The organism is Christiangramia sp., from assembly GCF_029937855.1.
Classification (GTDB): Bacteria; Bacteroidota; Bacteroidia; order Flavobacteriales; family Flavobacteriaceae; genus Christiangramia.
Map to the genome: position 1 here is coordinate 99,066 of NZ_JAPYPC010000008.1, position 15,635 is coordinate 114,700.

Annotated in this window: 18 protein-coding genes; 12 read left to right on the forward strand and 6 right to left on the reverse strand. The window is 36.5% G+C overall.

All coding sequences use genetic code 11. The annotated features are described in order from the left end of the window. The first annotated feature begins 67 nt into the window (after positions 1–67). Positions 68–652: a sigma-70 family RNA polymerase sigma factor gene (locus Q1K34_RS06550; RefSeq protein ID WP_300436121.1), complete on the forward strand. Its 585-nt coding sequence runs from the start codon at positions 68–70 to the stop codon at positions 650–652. Between the two features lie 61 nt (positions 653–713). After that, positions 714–866 (forward strand): hypothetical protein, encoded by a 153-nt coding sequence (locus Q1K34_RS06555; RefSeq protein WP_300436123.1) that lies wholly within the window; start codon positions 714–716, stop codon positions 864–866. Between the two features lie 38 nt (positions 867–904). On the opposite strand, the gene nth is transcribed toward Q1K34_RS06555, so the two are convergent. Beyond that, positions 905–1,561, reverse strand: a complete 657-nt coding sequence (gene nth, locus Q1K34_RS06560; protein WP_300436126.1) for an endonuclease III — start codon at positions 1,559–1,561, stop codon at positions 905–907. A gap of 33 nt (positions 1,562–1,594) precedes the next feature. Here nth and bcp point away from each other — a divergent pair, with 33 nt between their 5' ends. Beyond that, the gene (gene bcp, locus Q1K34_RS06565; protein WP_300436129.1) at positions 1,595–2,047 is read left to right on the forward strand and encodes a thioredoxin-dependent thiol peroxidase; all 453 of its coding nucleotides are present in this window, start codon (positions 1,595–1,597) and stop codon (positions 2,045–2,047) included. Between the two features lie 36 nt (positions 2,048–2,083). Here bcp and Q1K34_RS06570 read toward each other — a convergent pair whose 3' ends face one another. The 5 genes from Q1K34_RS06570 to Q1K34_RS06590 all read right to left on the reverse strand — a co-directional run bounded on the left by Q1K34_RS06570 (position 2,084) and on the right by Q1K34_RS06590 (position 6,787). Then, entirely contained in the window at positions 2,084–2,464 is a 381-nt protein-coding gene (locus Q1K34_RS06570; RefSeq protein ID WP_300436132.1) for a hypothetical protein, read from the reverse strand. Positions 2,465–2,467: 3 nt separating this feature from the next. Next, positions 2,468–3,670: an alanine dehydrogenase gene (locus Q1K34_RS06575; protein ID WP_300436135.1), complete on the reverse strand. Its 1,203-nt coding sequence runs from the start codon at positions 3,668–3,670 to the stop codon at positions 2,468–2,470. A gap of 58 nt (positions 3,671–3,728) precedes the next feature. Next, positions 3,729–4,334, reverse strand: coding sequence for a hypothetical protein (locus tag Q1K34_RS06580; protein ID WP_300436137.1), 606 nt, complete (start codon positions 4,332–4,334; stop codon positions 3,729–3,731). A 369-nt stretch (positions 4,335–4,703) separates the two neighbouring features. Further along, positions 4,704–5,108, reverse strand: coding sequence for a tRNA (adenosine(37)-N6)-threonylcarbamoyltransferase complex ATPase subunit type 1 TsaE (tsaE, locus tag Q1K34_RS06585; protein ID WP_300436139.1), 405 nt, complete (start codon positions 5,106–5,108; stop codon positions 4,704–4,706). Positions 5,109–5,236: 128 nt separating this feature from the next. Further along, positions 5,237–6,787, reverse strand: coding sequence for a response regulator (locus Q1K34_RS06590; protein ID WP_300436142.1), 1,551 nt, complete (start codon positions 6,785–6,787; stop codon positions 5,237–5,239). Between the two features lie 206 nt (positions 6,788–6,993). Between Q1K34_RS06590 and Q1K34_RS06595 the strand changes: the two genes are divergently transcribed. The 9 genes from Q1K34_RS06595 to Q1K34_RS06635 all read left to right on the forward strand — a co-directional run bounded on the left by Q1K34_RS06595 (position 6,994) and on the right by Q1K34_RS06635 (position 15,631). Next, positions 6,994–8,223 (forward strand): HD domain-containing protein, encoded by a 1,230-nt coding sequence (locus Q1K34_RS06595; RefSeq protein WP_300436144.1) that lies wholly within the window; start codon positions 6,994–6,996, stop codon positions 8,221–8,223. A 24-nt stretch (positions 8,224–8,247) separates the two neighbouring features. Then, positions 8,248–9,273, forward strand: a complete 1,026-nt coding sequence (lpxD, locus tag Q1K34_RS06600; protein ID WP_300436147.1) for a UDP-3-O-(3-hydroxymyristoyl)glucosamine N-acyltransferase — start codon at positions 8,248–8,250, stop codon at positions 9,271–9,273. After that, positions 9,266–10,663 carry a bifunctional UDP-3-O-[3-hydroxymyristoyl] N-acetylglucosamine deacetylase/3-hydroxyacyl-ACP dehydratase gene (locus Q1K34_RS06605; RefSeq protein WP_300436150.1) on the forward strand — a complete coding sequence of 466 codons (1,398 nt, stop codon included), beginning with the start codon at positions 9,266–9,268 and terminating at the stop codon, positions 10,661–10,663. The genes lpxD and Q1K34_RS06605 overlap by 8 nt, the downstream gene beginning before the upstream one ends. 5 nt (positions 10,664–10,668) lie before the next feature. Then, complete coding sequence (gene lpxA / locus Q1K34_RS06610; RefSeq protein ID WP_300436152.1) at positions 10,669–11,454, forward strand: acyl-ACP--UDP-N-acetylglucosamine O-acyltransferase; 786 nt, start codon at positions 10,669–10,671, stop codon at positions 11,452–11,454. Positions 11,455–11,461: 7 nt separating this feature from the next. Then, entirely contained in the window at positions 11,462–12,028 is a 567-nt protein-coding gene (gene efp, locus Q1K34_RS06615) for an elongation factor P (protein WP_300436155.1), read from the forward strand. A gap of 10 nt (positions 12,029–12,038) precedes the next feature. Continuing rightward, positions 12,039–12,968 carry a UDP-3-O-(3-hydroxymyristoyl)glucosamine N-acyltransferase gene (locus Q1K34_RS06620; protein WP_300436158.1) on the forward strand — a complete coding sequence of 310 codons (930 nt, stop codon included), beginning with the start codon at positions 12,039–12,041 and terminating at the stop codon, positions 12,966–12,968. Between the two features lie 8 nt (positions 12,969–12,976). Continuing rightward, positions 12,977–13,372, forward strand: a complete 396-nt coding sequence (locus Q1K34_RS06625) for a nuclear transport factor 2 family protein (RefSeq protein ID WP_300436160.1) — start codon at positions 12,977–12,979, stop codon at positions 13,370–13,372. A gap of 116 nt (positions 13,373–13,488) precedes the next feature. Then, complete coding sequence (locus Q1K34_RS06630; RefSeq protein WP_300436162.1) at positions 13,489–13,854, forward strand: BlaI/MecI/CopY family transcriptional regulator; 366 nt, start codon at positions 13,489–13,491, stop codon at positions 13,852–13,854. A 1-nt stretch (position 13,855) separates the two neighbouring features. Beyond that, positions 13,856–15,631 carry a M56 family metallopeptidase gene (locus tag Q1K34_RS06635; RefSeq protein ID WP_300436164.1) on the forward strand — a complete coding sequence of 592 codons (1,776 nt, stop codon included), beginning with the start codon at positions 13,856–13,858 and terminating at the stop codon, positions 15,629–15,631. The last annotated feature ends 4 nt before the right edge of the window (positions 15,632–15,635 follow it).

The window sequence follows — 15,635 nt, forward strand, 5'->3', positions numbered from 1 at the left end:
TACTTTTTTAAAACTAAATAACCTAATCCTCAGGAATCCTAAATTCCTGTAAATTAAAGTAACTGTTATGAACTACACTAAGGTAACTGACGCTACGCTCGTCCGTGATTATCTTGATGGCAATGAAAACGCACTTGGCGCCCTTATCAATCGTCACCATCATCGCATTTATAGTTTTATTTTTTCAAAAGTATACGACAGGGATATTGCAGAAGATATTTTTCAGGATACTTTTATAAAAGTGATTCGAACGCTCAAGAGAGGAAAGTACAATGAAGAAGGTAAATTTCTTCCCTGGGTAATGCGAATTTCCCATAACCTCGTCATAGATCATTTTAGAAAGAACAAGAGAATGCCAAAATTTGACAATAGCGGTGACTTTAATATTTTTTCTGTTTTAAGTGATGGTGATTTAAATGCTGAAAAACAATTGATCAAAGATCAAATTGAATCTGATGTTCAGGAATTGATTAAGGAATTACCTGAAGATCAATTAGAGGTACTAACCATGAGAATTTATAAAGACATGAGCTTTAAGGAAATTTCTGAACGTACCGGAGTGAGCATCAACACCGCTCTTGGAAGAATGCGTTATGCCCTTATAAATCTTAGAAAGATCATAGAGAAAAGAAATTTAATTTTAACCAATTAAATAGAGCAATATCCCCCCGTTTGTTGCGTTATTCTATAAAACCATCAAAAAATTATATCAAATGGGGAAACTTTACTTTAAAAACACTTCGAAAGAAGAAAAATCTTTTCATCCACAAGCTAAAAAAGAGACGATCGAGTTTCTTTTGAATTACTCAAAGGCACTAGATGTATTTGAGTATAAGGAGGTGAAGTTCGAGATGATGTTGAATTAATTTCAAAAAAGACCTGCTTATTAGCCTACAGGTCTTTTTTATTTTATTTTCTTCAGATAATTTTTAATAACACTCTTTCTTCCTATGGTTTTGGTAATAACATCTTTTTCTAAATTCCAGCCTCTGGCGGGTGAATATTGCCGCCCATACCAAATAATTTGAAGGTGCAGTTTATTCCACAGATCTTTTGGAAATAATCGCTTGGCGTCTTTTTCCGTTTGGGCCACATTTTTACCCTTACTTAAATTCCATCGATACATCAATCGGTGAATATGTGTATCTACCGGAAATGCAGGAATATTAAAAGCCTGTGACATTACCACACTTGCCGTTTTATGTCCTACGGCGGGCAATTCTTCCAGAGCCTCAAAATCTGCAGGAACCTGACCCTTATGTTTTTCAATCAAAATTTTTGAGAGTCCATGTATGCCTTTAGACTTCATAGGAGAAAGCCCTACCGGTTTAATAATCTCCCTTATTTCTTCAACTGAAAGTTTCACCATATCAAATGGATTATCTGCAATTTCGAAAAGCTTAGGTGTAATTTGATTAACCTTTACATCGGTACTTTGTGCAGACATTAAAACTGCAATCAGCAAAGTATAAGGATCTTTATGGTCCAGGGGAATGGGAATTTCAGGATAAATATCATTTAATGTATCAATAACGAACTGTACCTTTTCCTGTTTAGTCATAAAGCTTTAAATTTAGTGGCAAAAGTAATAATTATGACAACATTGAAAGAAGGGGATAAGGCTCCCGATTTTAAAGCTGAAGACCAGGACGGTAATGAAATTAAACTTTCAGATTATAAAGGAAAGAAATTAGTTTTGTTTTTTTATCCAAAAGCCAGCACGCCCGGTTGTACGGCAGAAGCATGTAATCTTAGCGATAATTATGATGTGATGAAGAAGAAGGGATATGAGATACTGGGAGTGAGCGCCGATTCTAAAAAAAGGCAGCAAAACTTTAAGAATAAATACGATTTTAAATACCCGCTTTTAGCCGATGAAGAAAAGGAAGTGATTAATGCGTATGGCGTTTGGGGGCCGAAGAAATTCATGGGCAAGGAATACGATGGGATTCATCGAACCACTTTTATTATTGACGAAGAAGGAAAAATCGAAGAAGTGATAAAAAAGGTAAAAACCAAAGCTCACGCGGAACAAATTCTGGAATAGCCCAGGCTTCTATAAATTTAAAAAGGCGGATATAAACTATTCGTCTTTTTTTATATATGCATTTTGGATGGTAGCAATACTATCACAGTTTTCTATTTCCAGTTCCAGAATAGTTGACTCTTCTCCTCCGGAAATAAAATAAATATTACAAGGCTCGGTATCGGTATTACTTTTATTAAAATCTACATCTCCGTTTTCAAGGATTTGGGAAACGACGGAGGTATCTATATTTTTAAATTTAAAGAAATTCATTGAGTGTTCTGAAAATTGTCTTTCTTTAATCCTAATGTTCTTCAGGACTCTGGCATTTGGAGAATAATCACAGGAGGTCTTTTTACCACCTAAAAAGAAAATCAATATAACAATTCCAAAAAATAGCCCTAACCCATAATAGGCAAGGCGATGCACAAGCTTCATATTCTAAAAGATCAATAGGTTTATATCACGGTAAGAAAGATTAAACCAGTCGGCTATGGATTTACTGGTTAAAATTCCGTGGTAAAAATACAAACCATTGCGTAAACCCCGGTCAAATCTCAAAGTATTTTCAAGACCTCCTTCTTCCGCAATATGTAAAAGGTAAGGGGTGAAAATGTTACTTATAGAAAGGGAAGAAGTTCTGGCATAGCGTGAGGGGATATTGGGTACACAATAATGAATTACATCGTGTTTTGTAAAAATAGGTTCGTCATGGGAAGTGATTTCACTCGTTTCTATACATCCTCCCATATCAATACTTACATCTATGACCACAGCACCTCTTTTCATAGATTGTACCATTTCTTCGGTAACAAGGATAGGCGATCTGTCTTTTCCGCGTACTGCACCAATCACAACATCGGCTCTTTTTAAAGCTTTACTAAGATTTTTAGGTTGGATGGTGCTGGTATAAAACGTACTTCCCAGATTGGCCTGGATATTTCGAAGTTTGGTTAGAGAGCTGTCAAATACTTTAATACTGGCACCTAATCCTATTGCAGACCTTGCCGCAAATTCTCCCACAGTCCCTGCGCCAATAATCACCACTTCCACCGGTGGAACTCCGCTGATATTTCCAAACATCAAGCCGTTACCTTTGGCATGGTTGCTCATGATTTCGGAAGAGATTAGTACAGAAGCAGTACCAGCGATCTCACTTAATGCGCGTACTATAGGATAACTCCCGTCCTCATCTTTAATAAATTCAAAACCCAGGGCAGTTATTCTTTTTTCTGCCAGTTTCTGAAAATATTCTTTACACTGTGTTTTAATCTGAAGCGCAGAGATTAAGATGGTTTGCGGATTTATATAATCCAGTTCTTCTGAAGATGGTGGTTCTATTTTAAGGATGGTAGGGCAGGAGAATACTTTCTTAGTGTCTTTAGTAATTTCAGCACCGGCATCGGAATAATCTTTATCGCTGAACCTGGCCCATTTCCCGGCTCCGGATTCTATCATTACCCGATGGCCGTGGGCAGTAATTGCTGCAACAGCATCTGGGCTAAGGCAGATCCTTTTTTCCTGGTAAGCTGTTTCCTTTGGAATTCCAATAAAAAGCTGACCTTTACTTTTATAGATTTCAAGTGTTTCCTCTTGTGGTATTAGTTGTTCCTTGGTAAAAGGTGAAACCTGCTGTTTGCCCATATAAAAAAGTTAAAGCAGTTAAATTACAACTAAATTAATAAAAAGCAGAAGATAGCATTTATAGTTTACGGTAGTAATCTTCGATAAGTGCATTAGACTCAGTATATTCATCAGCTTTCTCATCGTCCTGAAAATCTTTAATTTCTTTTAGATCTTTATCTGAAATATTGGAAAAAACAGAAATTTCTGTTTCATCTAATTCTGAAAGATCATAACCATATATTCGATCAAAAACTTTAATTCGAATTAAATAAACTATAGAAAGAATAATTATGAAAAAAGGAGCCAAATATATCAGTTGTCCTGTATCCATTAAATTTATACCTAAATAAACATCTTCATAAAAAGCTGATACTAATTGAAAACTATACATAGCAATAGGTACAAGTATAACATGGTACCACCAGTGCTTACAGGTAAGAAACCAAATAAGTAGAAGAAAAAGAGGAGTTAATTTTCCTAAATATGTCCAGGCAGCAGTTAAAACATTTTCATAGTATTTGCTTTCGTAGGAAAAAAAAGAATTTTCCCAAACGGGACCGCTTGGGAAAATTTCATATAAATAAAATAAATAAGGTGAAAATGCGATACTAATCGCAATCAAACTACCCGTTAGAAGGTACTTTGATTGATGACCTTTCCACCGCTTGTTCTTTGATTTCATGTTTCGTATCGTTGTCGTTTGAAGTTGAAGTTACAAAAAAACTGGCTCCAAATATAGCTGCTGCGAAAAGTACTGCTTTAAGTTTCATAATAATAGGTTTTAAAATTGTTATGTCGTTTTGTTTTCTGAGACAAACATATAACAACTTAATTTCCTGCTAATTAAAACATTAGTCGTACCTTTGCGCACTTTTTAGAGCACAAAATTGCTCTAAAAATCGCTTTTAAAATTTAAAATATGTTAGTTTAAATTAATTTATATATCGTTCAACGAATTATTTCATTTTAATTCACTTTATAAAACACTTGCAAAAGTAAAAAAATTCTTACAAAATATTTTACGACGTTATTTTTACATTTTTTGTTTTTGTTAACAAAATTTTAACTTTCTGGCATCTTTAGATTTCACCTCAATAAGCAGTTTTTGGGTGTTATCCCCCAGTAATCTTTCTACTCTTTCAGGCCATTCTATCAATTTCCATCCCTCAGAATCCAGGTAATCTTCCAACCCCATATCTAAGGCTTCCGTATCATTCTCGATCCTGTAAAAATCGAAATGAAATACCGGCCCTTCCTCTGACTCGTAATGGTTAACTAGTGAAAACGTAGGACTGGAGGCAGTATCCTGCACACCAAGTGCTTTAACCAACTCTTTAATAAGAGTGGTTTTGCCAGCACCCATTTCACCGTAAAAAAGCAGGGTTTTGCTTTTGGTATTACTAAGTATGTAATCTACGGCTACTTCCAGTTCTTGAAGTTTGTAGGTTAACTCCATAATTCAATATGTCAGATTCGGGATGGTAAAGATATATAAAAAAATCATAAAATAATACAGCCGGCTGATAATCAGTTGCATGCGGATATATAAAATGCTTTTAATCGATAGAAAAGGTATTTTGTCGATTATTTAGGGTTAAGGACTACAAAGGGGATTACAACTTCTTCCAAAGAAATACCTCCATGCTGATACGTATTTCTATAATAGCTTACATAATGGTTGTAATTATTAGGATAGGCAAAGAATAAATCTTCCTTGGCAAAAATGTAAGAACTACTCATATTTATAGTTGGAAGATGAACAGATTTAGGATCTTCGATCGCCAGGACTTCCTTATTTTCATACGTAAGACTTTTTCCTGTCTTATATCTCAGGTTGAGACTGGTATTTTTATCGCCTATAACTTTGGAAGGATTCTTTACATTGATAGTACCATGATCTGTGGTTATGATCAATTTAAATCCGGATTGCTGGGCTTTTTGAATTATTTCCAGTAACGGGGAATTTTTAAACCAGCTTTGCGTAAGGCTGCGGTAAGATTTATCATTAGAAGCCAGTTCCTTGATCACTTCCATTTCTGTTTTGGAATGTGAAAGCATATCCACAAAATTATACACAACTACCGTTAGGTCATTGGTTTTTTGTGTCTTGAAATTATCTACTAATTTCTTTCCGCCTTTTAAACTGGTAATTTTGTGATATTCAAATTTTAGATCAGATCCCAACCTTTTGAGTTGCTCGGCCAGAAATTCAGCTTCATAAATATTCTTGCCGCCATCATCTACATCGTTTTTCCAGTATTGTGGAAAAAGTTTTTCCATGTCGCTTGGCATCAATCCAGAAAATATTGCGTTACGCGCATATTGCGTGGCCGTGGGAAGAATACTATAATAAGCACTTTCGTGCTCTTTTTTATAATATGGGTTAATTATAGGCTCCAGGGCTTTCCATTGATCATACCTTAAATTATCCACTACGACCATCAATGTTGGCTTATCTTTTTCCAATTCTGGCAATACTTTGTTCTTGAATAAAGTATGGGACATTACCGGTGGCTCCGCATTTTTCTCAAACCAGCTTTGGTAATTCTTTGAAATGAATTTAAAAAACTGGTTGTTGGCTTCCTGCTTCTGGGATTCCAGAATTTCAAACATACTGGAATCTTCAATCTCTTCCAGTTGAATTTCCCAGTACACTAATTTCTGATAAAGTTCGGCCCATTCTTCATAAGAATTTACCTGCGACATTTCCATGGCAATTTTCCTGAATTCCTGTTGGTAGTTAGACGTGGTCTTTTCCGAAACCAGCCTGGAATGATCCAGGTTCTTTTTGATACTAAGCAGGATCTGGTTTGGATTCACCGGTTTTATGAGATAATCGGCAATTTTAGAGCCGATGGCTTCTTCCATAATATATTCCTCTTCGCTCTTTGTGATCATTACAATAGGGACGGTCTCCCTTTTTTCTTTAATCTCAGCCAGTGTTTCAAGTCCGGTAAGGCCTGGCATATTTTCATCCAGGAATATAATATCAAAATTCTCATTTTCTATCTCCTCTATTGCCTCGGTACCGCTTTTACAGGTTTGTACCTCATAGTTCCTGGATTCCAGAAACATAATGTGAGGTTTTAATAAGTCAATTTCATCATCTACCCACAGTATCTTGATATTAGCCATATGCTTGTTTTATTTTGATTATGAATGAGCTGTAATTCCCTCCTGATTTTCAGAAAATAATCTCGCTCACTTCCTATGTTTATATTTGTGTGTTTTAATCTCGCTTAAAATGCGATTCGCCTATAATCGTTTCGGTTGATTTCCAATTTTGTTTATGCCTCATTTCATATATGTATCTTTGCTATGAATTTTAGAAAAAATACAGCTTGGCTTCGCAAACTAAACTCAAAATATTAAACGATCCAATTTACGGTTTTATTACCATTCCCAACGACCGTATCTTTCGAATTATTGAACATCCTTACTTTCAAAGACTCCGCCGAATTTCCCAGATGGGACTTTCTTACCTGGTTTATCCGGGGGCACATCATACCAGGTTTCATCATGCACTTGGATGTGTGCACCTAATGCAAAAAGCGGTGCGAGTGCTTAAGTATAAAGGAGTTGAAATTTCTGAAGAGGAAGAAGAAGCGCTGATAATGGCCATTTTAATGCATGATATTGGGCATGGGCCTTTTAGCCACGCGATGGAACACAGTCTGGTGGAAGGTGTGGATCATGAGACGATATCCCTTCTTTTTATGGAAGAAATGAATTCCAGGTTTAACCAAAATTTAACGCTGGCCATCCAGATCTTTAAAGGCAGTTATCATCGAAAATTTATGAATCAGCTTATTTCCAGTCAGATGGATATGGACAGGCTCGATTATCTAAAACGCGATAGTTTTTATACGGGCGCGGTGGAAGGTAATATTAATAGTGAGCGGCTTATCACGATGCTGAACGTGGTGAATGATGAGCTTGTAGTAGCAGAAAAAGGAATTTATTCCGTAGAAAAATTCCTTATTGGACGTCGATTAATGTATTGGCAGGTTTATTTACATAAAACCAGCCTGGTGGCAGAACAGCTTTTGATAAGGGTTTTAAAAAGGGCGAAAGAATTGATCGAGAAAGGAGAGAGATTGCATGCCAGTAGCTCTTTAATGTTTTTTCTTGAAAACAAGATCACCAGGGAAGATTTTGATAGTAAAACGCTGGAAATGTTTTCCCGGCTCGACGATAATGATGTTATTTCGGCCATGAAAGACTGGATGCATTGTGATGATTTTGTATTAAGTAACTTATGCGAAATGATCATCAATCGAAATTTATTGAAAGTGAAGATCAAAAAGAAAAAACCTTCAGGAGAAAAGCTCGAAAAAAGATCTGTGGCTCTTCAGAAGAAATACGGTATTTCAGAAAAGGAAGCTTCGTATTTTGTATTCGAGGGAGAAATTGCAAATTTGGCCTACAAAAAGGAAAAAGACAATATTAATATCCTTCATAAAAACGGAAAGATCAATGATGTGGTAAAGGTTTCAGATCAATTCAATTTAAAAGCACTTACAAATACGGTAACTAAATACTATATGTGTTACCCAAAAGTTAAAGATTAGCTCATTTTTTTTACTTTTGCCAGAATGAAGTTTACTGCAACGCAAATAGCCGAGATTTTAGACGGCAAAGTTGAAGGCAATCCTGAAGCGGAAGTTTCAGAATTAGCCAAAATCGAAGAGGGCTCTGAGGGCTCCCTTACTTTCTTAAGCAATCCTAAATACACTTCTTTTCTATATACTACCAATGCTTCTGTCACTATCGTTAATGATAATTTTGAAGTTGAGCAACCTGTAAATACTACGTTAATCAAGGTTAAAGATGCTTATAAGGCATTTTCTACCTTACTGGAATATTATAATAAGATTAAACTGAATAAGTCTGGAATTGAACAACCTAGCCATATATCAGATTCTGCCAGCTATGGAGAAGGCCTTTATTTAGGTTCTTTTGCATATATAGGTGAAAACGTCAGGATAGGGGAGAATGTGAAGATTTATCCCAATGTTTATATAGGGGACAATGTGAAAATAGGAAATAATGTTACTCTTTTTCCCGGTGTTAAAATCTATTCTGAAAGTTTTATTGGCAATGAAGTGACCATTCACAGCGGGGTGGTAATTGGAGCTGACGGATTCGGATTTAGTCCGGGAGATACGGGAGAATATAGCAAAGTGCCGCAGATTGGAAATGTGATCATTGAAGATCATGTGGATATAGGGGCCGGCACCACGATAGACAGGGCAACGTTGGGTTCTACCATTATAAGAAAAGGCGTGAAACTGGATAACCATATCCAGATAGCTCATAATGTTGAAATAGGCGAGAATACAGCAATTGCGGCTCAAACGGGTATTGCCGGTTCTACCAAGATTGGTAAGAATTGCTTAATTGGAGGCCAGGTTGGAATAGCCGGGCACCTCACGATTGGCAACCGGGTTAAAATCCAGGCGCAATCTGGAATTGGCCGTGATATCAAGGATGATGAAATGCTTCAGGGTTCACCAGCAATAGGATATAGTGCTTATAATAAATCATATATTCATTTTAAGAACCTGCCTCAAACGATGAATAAAATACACCAACTGGAAAAAAAGATAAATAATGGCTGATAGAATTTCTAAACAAACAACCATTCAGGAGGAAGTTTCTCTTGAAGGTGTTGGCCTCCATACGGGAAAAGAGGTAAAATTAACTTTTAAGCCTGCCCCGGAAAATACAGGATACGTATTTGTAAGAACAGATCTGGAGGGAAACCCGCAGGTTGAAGCAGATGTGAGTTATGTGGTAAACACCAAAAGAGGTACCAACCTGGATAAAAATGGAGTTAGCATTCAGACTTCTGAGCACGTTCTTGCTGCCTGTGTGGGTCTTGAAATAGACAATTTATTTATTGAGCTAAATGCTTCAGAACCTCCAATTATGGATGGTTCTTCCAAATTTTTTGTCGAAGCTTTGGAAAAAGCCGGGACAAAAGAGCAGGAAGTAGATAGAGATGAGTATGTGGTGAACGAAATTATTTGTTACCGTGATGAAAACGGAAGCGAAATAATTGCCATGCCTGCTGATGAATATCAGGTGACCACTATGGTAGATTTTGGAACCAAAGTACTTGGTACACAAAACGCTTCCATAGAACACCTTTCAGAATTTAAAACCGAAATTGCTGATTCCAGGACATTCAGCTTTTTACATGAAATAGAAGCATTATTGGAGCATGGCCTTATTAAAGGAGGAGATCTTAATAATGCTATTGTTTACGTAGACAAAGAGATTAGTGAGGAAACTTTAAAAAAGCTGAGAGTAGCTTTTAATAGGGATGAGATTTCAGTAAAACCTAACGGGATACTGGACAATCTCAACCTGCATTACCCTAATGAAGCGGCAAGGCATAAACTACTTGATGTACTTGGAGATTTAGCGTTGATAGGCACCCGCATTAAAGGAAAGATCATTGCTACCAAACCGGGGCATCATGTAAATACTGAATTTGCTAAGAAATTATCTAAGATAATTAAAGCTGAAAAAAGGAATAACGTGCCTAAAATAGATCTTTCTCAACCGCCTTTAATGGATGTGAATGATATTATGGATACGCTTCCTCACAGGTCACCATTTTTACTGGTGGATAAGATTTATGAGCTTACAGATTCTCATGTAATCGGGATGAAGAATGTCACGATGAACGAACCTTTCTTTGTGGGGCATTTCCCAGGGAAACCGGTAATGCCAGGTGTGCTTCAGGTAGAAGCTATGGCTCAAACTGGAGGTATACTTGCTTTGAAATCGGTGCCAGATCCTGAAAACTATCTTACGTTTTTTATGAAGATAGATAATGTAAGATTTAAAAGGCAGGTAGTTCCTGGCGATACCCTTATCTTCAAGCTGGAATTGCTCGCTCCAATAAGACGTGGAATTTGCCAAATGCAAGGTTATGCCTATGTAAACGGACAACTAGCCACAGAAGCCATATTGATGGCACAAATCGTAAAATCAAAATAAAGTTTATGAACCAACCTTTAGCATATGTGCATCCGGGAGCAAAAATCGCCAAAAATGTGGTGATTGAGCCTTTTGCCACCATACATAATAATGTCGTGATTGGGGAAGGTACCTGGATTGGTTCCAATGTTAGTATTATGGAAGGTGCACGCATCGGGAAGAATTGTAGTATTTTTCCAGGTGCCGTAATATCAGCAGTTCCGCAGGATAAGAAATTTAATGATGAGGATACCTTAACCGTAATAGGGGATAACACTACCATTAGGGAATGTGTTACTATTAATAGAGGGACTACAGACAGGATGAAGACCGTAATTGGTAATAACTGCTGGATCATGGCTTATTGCCATATTGCCCACGACTGTATTGTGGGGGATAATTGTATCTTTTCAAATAATAGTACGCTGGCAGGACATATCAATGTGGGTGAACATGTTATTCTAGCAGGAATGGCAGCAATCCAGCAGTTTTGTAGTATAGGCAAGCATGCTTTCGTTACCGGAGGATCTTTGGTAAGAAAAGATGTACCGCCATTTGTAAAGGCGGGACGTGAACCTTTAAGTTATGTTGGGATAAATTCCATAGGTTTGCGTAGAAGAGGTTTTACTACGGAAAAGATTCGGGAGATTCAGGACATTTATAGAATACTTTATCAGAAAAACTATAACAATTCCCAGGCAGTGGCTATTATTGAAGCAGAAATGCAGGCAACTGCGGAAAGGGATGAAATATTAGAATTTATTAAAAACTCACAAAGAGGTATCATGAAAGGGTACTTCAGTTCAAATTAAATAAAGAATGGCATCAACTAGTGATATTAGAAACGGACTTTGTATTCGATACAATCACGATATTTATAAAATCGTAGAATTCCTTCATGTAAAACCGGGTAAAGGTCCAGCTTTCGTTAGAACCAAGCTAAAAAGTGTGACCACCGGAAAAGTGCTTGAAAATACTTTTTCCGCAGGTCATAAGATTGAAGATATTAGAGTGGAAACACATAAATTTCAATTTTTATATGAAGATGGCGAATTTTGGCATTTTATGAATGTAGAGGATTATACGCAGATAAGACTTACGGAGAATGCACTGGATATGCCAAAGCTCCTTAAAGAGGGTGAAGTGGTAACTATTCTTATCAATACTGAAGATAATATGCCTCTTTCCGTAGATATGCCTGCTAGCGTTGTCCTTGAAGTTACGCATACAGAACCTGGAATAAAAGGTAATACTGCAACTAATGCAACAAAACCTGCTACGGTTGAAACTGGTTTCGAAGTAAATGTTCCTTTGTTTATCAATGAAGGTGATAAGATCAAAATAGAAACAGATAAGGGTACTTACAAAGAACGAATGAAGGAGTAAATATTTTTCTATGAAATTTCCTCGCGAACATTCACTTAAAGAAATTGCGGCGCTAATCGATTGTGATTACGTGGGCGATGATCAATTCCCTGTACAGGGAATGAATGAGATCCATGTGGTTACACCAGGTGATATCGTTTTTGTGGACCATCCCAAATATTATGAGAAAGCATTACAATCTGCTGCGACCATTGTGCTGATCAACAAAGAAGTGGATTGTCCTGAAGGAAAAGCACTGTTGATATCAGATGATCCTTTCAGGGACTTCAATAAACTTACCCGGCATTTTAAACCTTTTCAGCGATTGAATACTGTTATTTCAGATTCTGCTGAAATTGGTGAGGGTACCATCATTCAGCCAAACGCAGTGATTGGCAATAATGTGAAAATAGGAAAAGATTGTGTGATTCATTCCAATGTGACTATTGGAGATGACTGTATTATTGGAAATAACGTGATTATCCACAGTGGTACAGTGCTAGGCGGAGATGCCTTTTATTATAAAAAAAGACCTGAAGGTTTTGATAAACTTCTTTCAGGAGGTAGAGTAGTGGTGCAGGATAATGTGGAGATTGGCACTAATAATTCCATAGATCGTGGAGTTACCGGCGATACTATTATAGGAGAAGGTTCTAAACTGGACAATCTTATTCAAATAGGTCACGATACGGTGATCGGTAGAAATTGCTTACTTGCTTCCCAAATCGGGATTGCAGGTTGTGTGGTTGTTGAAGATGATGTAACCATTTGGGGACAGGTAGGAATAAGAAGTGATATAACTATAGCGAAAGGAACTATATTAATGGCACAGTGCGGAGTTTCAAAAGATACGGAACCTAATACAACCTATTGGGGCACGCCTTTTGGAGAAGTACGTACAAAATTAAAAGAGTACGCGGCTATTAAGAAGTTACCTGAGATTGTTAAGAACATAAAATAAATATTATTATGGGTTTAAAGACAAAAGAAGTTGTAGAACAATTTTATCAATCCAATTTTTATAAAGATAAAGAGGTTTTAAACAGCTTTCTTCATCCAGATGTAGAATTATCCTGGTACGGTACCACCGGACTTAGAAAATTACAGCTTTCTGGAATTGCAGAAATAAGCGAACAGCTGGCTTCATCTTTTGATTCCTTACGTGCCGAAATTGAAAAAGTACTGGTAGAGGGGGATCAGGTGGCGATTCATTTTACCTATCATGTAACTACCATAGAAAACCCCGAAGAAGAAATGCCTTTAGCTCATTTTATTGCCATGTGGGAATTAAAAGATGGTAAACTTTATAAAGGCGTACAAATAAGTCAGCTGGGCGAAGAGATTGAAGATAATCCATGGAATTAATTCCACTCTAGAACGTAAAATTTGCCCTCTCTTAGTAGAGGGTTTTTTATTTATTTTTAATTCTATGTTTGTAGAATTAAAAAATTATTCTACATTTGTAGAGTAATATAATGCATATGGAACTTTCAAATTCAGAAGAGCAATTAATGCAGATCCTTTGGAGAAAGGAAAAAGCTATTATGAAAGATCTGCTAGAAGCTTATCCAGAACCCAGGCCGGCATTAACAACGATAGCAACTTTACTGAAGCGCATGCAGGATAAAAATTTTGTGGGATATACTCAAATTGGGAGATCGAGGGAATATTTTCCGAAAGTCAGTAAAAAAAGCTATTTCTCCAGGCAGATGAACGGATTTATCAAAAACTTCTTTAATGATTCTACTTCTCAGTTTGCATCATTTTTTACCAAAGAAACTGATCTTTCGGAAAAGGAACTGATCGAATTAAGGAAACTGATAGACGAAAGAATTAAAAATAAATAGCATGTGGGAATATCTAATAAAATCGATGCTTTGCCTAATGATGCTTCTTGCTTTCTATAAAGTCTTTTTAGAAAATGAAAAAGCACATATTTTTAAAAGATTTTTTCTTTTAGGCAGCTTGATTTTGTCCGTTCTCCTGCCGCTTATAACTATTACTTACACTACTCAAATAGAAGATAAGTCCCCGGTAATGGCTTCCAATATGGGTTATTCAATATCAGAAGCCAGTGAGAAAGTCACTTTATGGGAAACTTTTTCTGAATATATACCTTATCTATTAGGAGGGATATATTCCCTGGGAATTATTTTTTTCAGCATTCGATTTTGTAAAAATATATATGGGATGCAAAAAAGAGTATCTCAAGGTGAAAAACATGATTTTTCTTCTTATATAATTGTCTTGCTGAAGTCAAAGCTTATTCCACATACATTCCTGTCTTATATATTCTTAAATAAAGATGAATATAAGAATGAGCAAATTTCAAAAGAGGTATTCCTGCATGAGAAAGCGCATGTAGATCAAAAACATTCCCTGGATATTATTTTCATGGAAATAGTACAAATAATCTTCTGGATAAATCCTGCTTTTATTTGGTTAAAAAGGTCGGCCAGGCTTAACCATGAATTTCTGGCCGATGAACAGGTTATATCTGAAACCCGGGATGCTTCAAACTATTCAGAAGTTTTATTTAAATATGCGGGCAGCACTCATCATGTTAGTCTGTCAAGTTCTATCAATTATGCATTAACTAAAAAACGAATTATTATGATTTCAAAAAGTTATTCTATCAAAAAGCTCTTAGCTAAAATAGGGCTTCTAATCCCGGTGCTGGGCTGTTGTATTTTTTTCTTTAATAATGATATTGTGGCTAAACCTGTTCTGGCTTCAGATGAAACCGCTGTAAATTATAATTCTAAGTTGTATAATTCACAAGATCAGAAAACAGAAGAAATTAAGCCGGATATTAATTTAATGCAGGAGCCGAAAATAAAAGTAAAAATTGAAGGCAATAACGTTTGGTTAAACGGAAAAAAAACTACCGTAAATGATTTTTCAGAAGCTGTAAACGAAATCACTAAAAACTGGTCTGAGGCAGATCTGAAAAATGTGAATATTCACATGAGTACAGAAAATACAGAGGAAGGCTTTCTACAAAAATTGGATACACAATTTTCTAAAACAAGATTGGCGAAAGTTTCAGGTCATGGGATGCTGCCTCCGCCACCTCCAATGCCACCTACTGTTGGGCAAGTACCCCCACCAGCACCGCCGGTACCACCTGCTTCTTGGGCTGAAGTAGACATTCATGGAGAAAGAGCGAAGGAGTGGATACATATGAAAGATGCAGAAAGAAAAATGATTGTGGAAGAAAGAAGAAAAATTCAGGAAATTAAAAAAGAATTAGAAGATGATGCCCGTTTTACTCCTATAGAGCGTACAAAAATGCGAGAAAAAGTAAGGGAAAAACAAGTAGAGATCAATCAGAAGATGAGAGAGGTTGAGCGAAAACGTAGAAAGATTGAAAGGGAACATATAGATATGGATAGAGCAGGAAAGCATCGGGATATTCCTGTTCCGCCAAATCCACCTGCTCCACCAAACCCAGCAGATGCAATTGATGATATTGAGCGGCAGGGTGGTAGTTTCTATTATAACGGCAAAGAAATAGATGCCGAAAAAGCGAAACAACTAGTTCAGAAGAATGATAATATCCAGATTCATGTAAAGAAGGGTAGTGGGGAGAATAAAGCCCGATTTGAAATAAGCGATCACTAAACGG

What these genes read in the sequence shown, in the direction of transcription:
- Q1K34_RS06550 (WP_300436121.1), top strand. Translation starts at nt 68, where the DNA reads ATGAACTACACTAAGGTAACTGACGCTACGCTCGTCCGTGATTATCTT.
- Q1K34_RS06555 (WP_300436123.1), top strand. Translation starts at nt 714, where the DNA reads ATGGGGAAACTTTACTTTAAAAACACTTCGAAAGAAGAAAAATCTTTT.
- nth (WP_300436126.1), bottom strand. Translation starts at nt 1,561, where the DNA reads ATGACTAAACAGGAAAAGGTACAGTTCGTTATTGATACATTAAATGAT.
- bcp (WP_300436129.1), top strand. Translation starts at nt 1,595, where the DNA reads ATGACAACATTGAAAGAAGGGGATAAGGCTCCCGATTTTAAAGCTGAA.
- Q1K34_RS06570 (WP_300436132.1), bottom strand. Translation starts at nt 2,464, where the DNA reads ATGAAGCTTGTGCATCGCCTTGCCTATTATGGGTTAGGGCTATTTTTT.
- Q1K34_RS06575 (WP_300436135.1), bottom strand. Translation starts at nt 3,670, where the DNA reads ATGGGCAAACAGCAGGTTTCACCTTTTACCAAGGAACAACTAATACCA.
- Q1K34_RS06580 (WP_300436137.1), bottom strand. Translation starts at nt 4,334, where the DNA reads ATGAAATCAAAGAACAAGCGGTGGAAAGGTCATCAATCAAAGTACCTT.
- tsaE (WP_300436139.1), bottom strand. Translation starts at nt 5,108, where the DNA reads ATGGAGTTAACCTACAAACTTCAAGAACTGGAAGTAGCCGTAGATTAC.
- Q1K34_RS06590 (WP_300436142.1), bottom strand. Translation starts at nt 6,787, where the DNA reads ATGGCTAATATCAAGATACTGTGGGTAGATGATGAAATTGACTTATTA.
- lpxD (WP_300436147.1), top strand. Translation starts at nt 8,248, where the DNA reads ATGAAGTTTACTGCAACGCAAATAGCCGAGATTTTAGACGGCAAAGTT.
- Q1K34_RS06605 (WP_300436150.1), top strand. Translation starts at nt 9,266, where the DNA reads ATGGCTGATAGAATTTCTAAACAAACAACCATTCAGGAGGAAGTTTCT.
- lpxA (WP_300436152.1), top strand. Translation starts at nt 10,669, where the DNA reads ATGAACCAACCTTTAGCATATGTGCATCCGGGAGCAAAAATCGCCAAA.
- efp (WP_300436155.1), top strand. Translation starts at nt 11,462, where the DNA reads ATGGCATCAACTAGTGATATTAGAAACGGACTTTGTATTCGATACAAT.
- Q1K34_RS06620 (WP_300436158.1), top strand. Translation starts at nt 12,039, where the DNA reads ATGAAATTTCCTCGCGAACATTCACTTAAAGAAATTGCGGCGCTAATC.
- Q1K34_RS06625 (WP_300436160.1), top strand. Translation starts at nt 12,977, where the DNA reads ATGGGTTTAAAGACAAAAGAAGTTGTAGAACAATTTTATCAATCCAAT.
- Q1K34_RS06630 (WP_300436162.1), top strand. Translation starts at nt 13,489, where the DNA reads ATGGAACTTTCAAATTCAGAAGAGCAATTAATGCAGATCCTTTGGAGA.
- Q1K34_RS06635 (WP_300436164.1), top strand. Translation starts at nt 13,856, where the DNA reads ATGTGGGAATATCTAATAAAATCGATGCTTTGCCTAATGATGCTTCTT.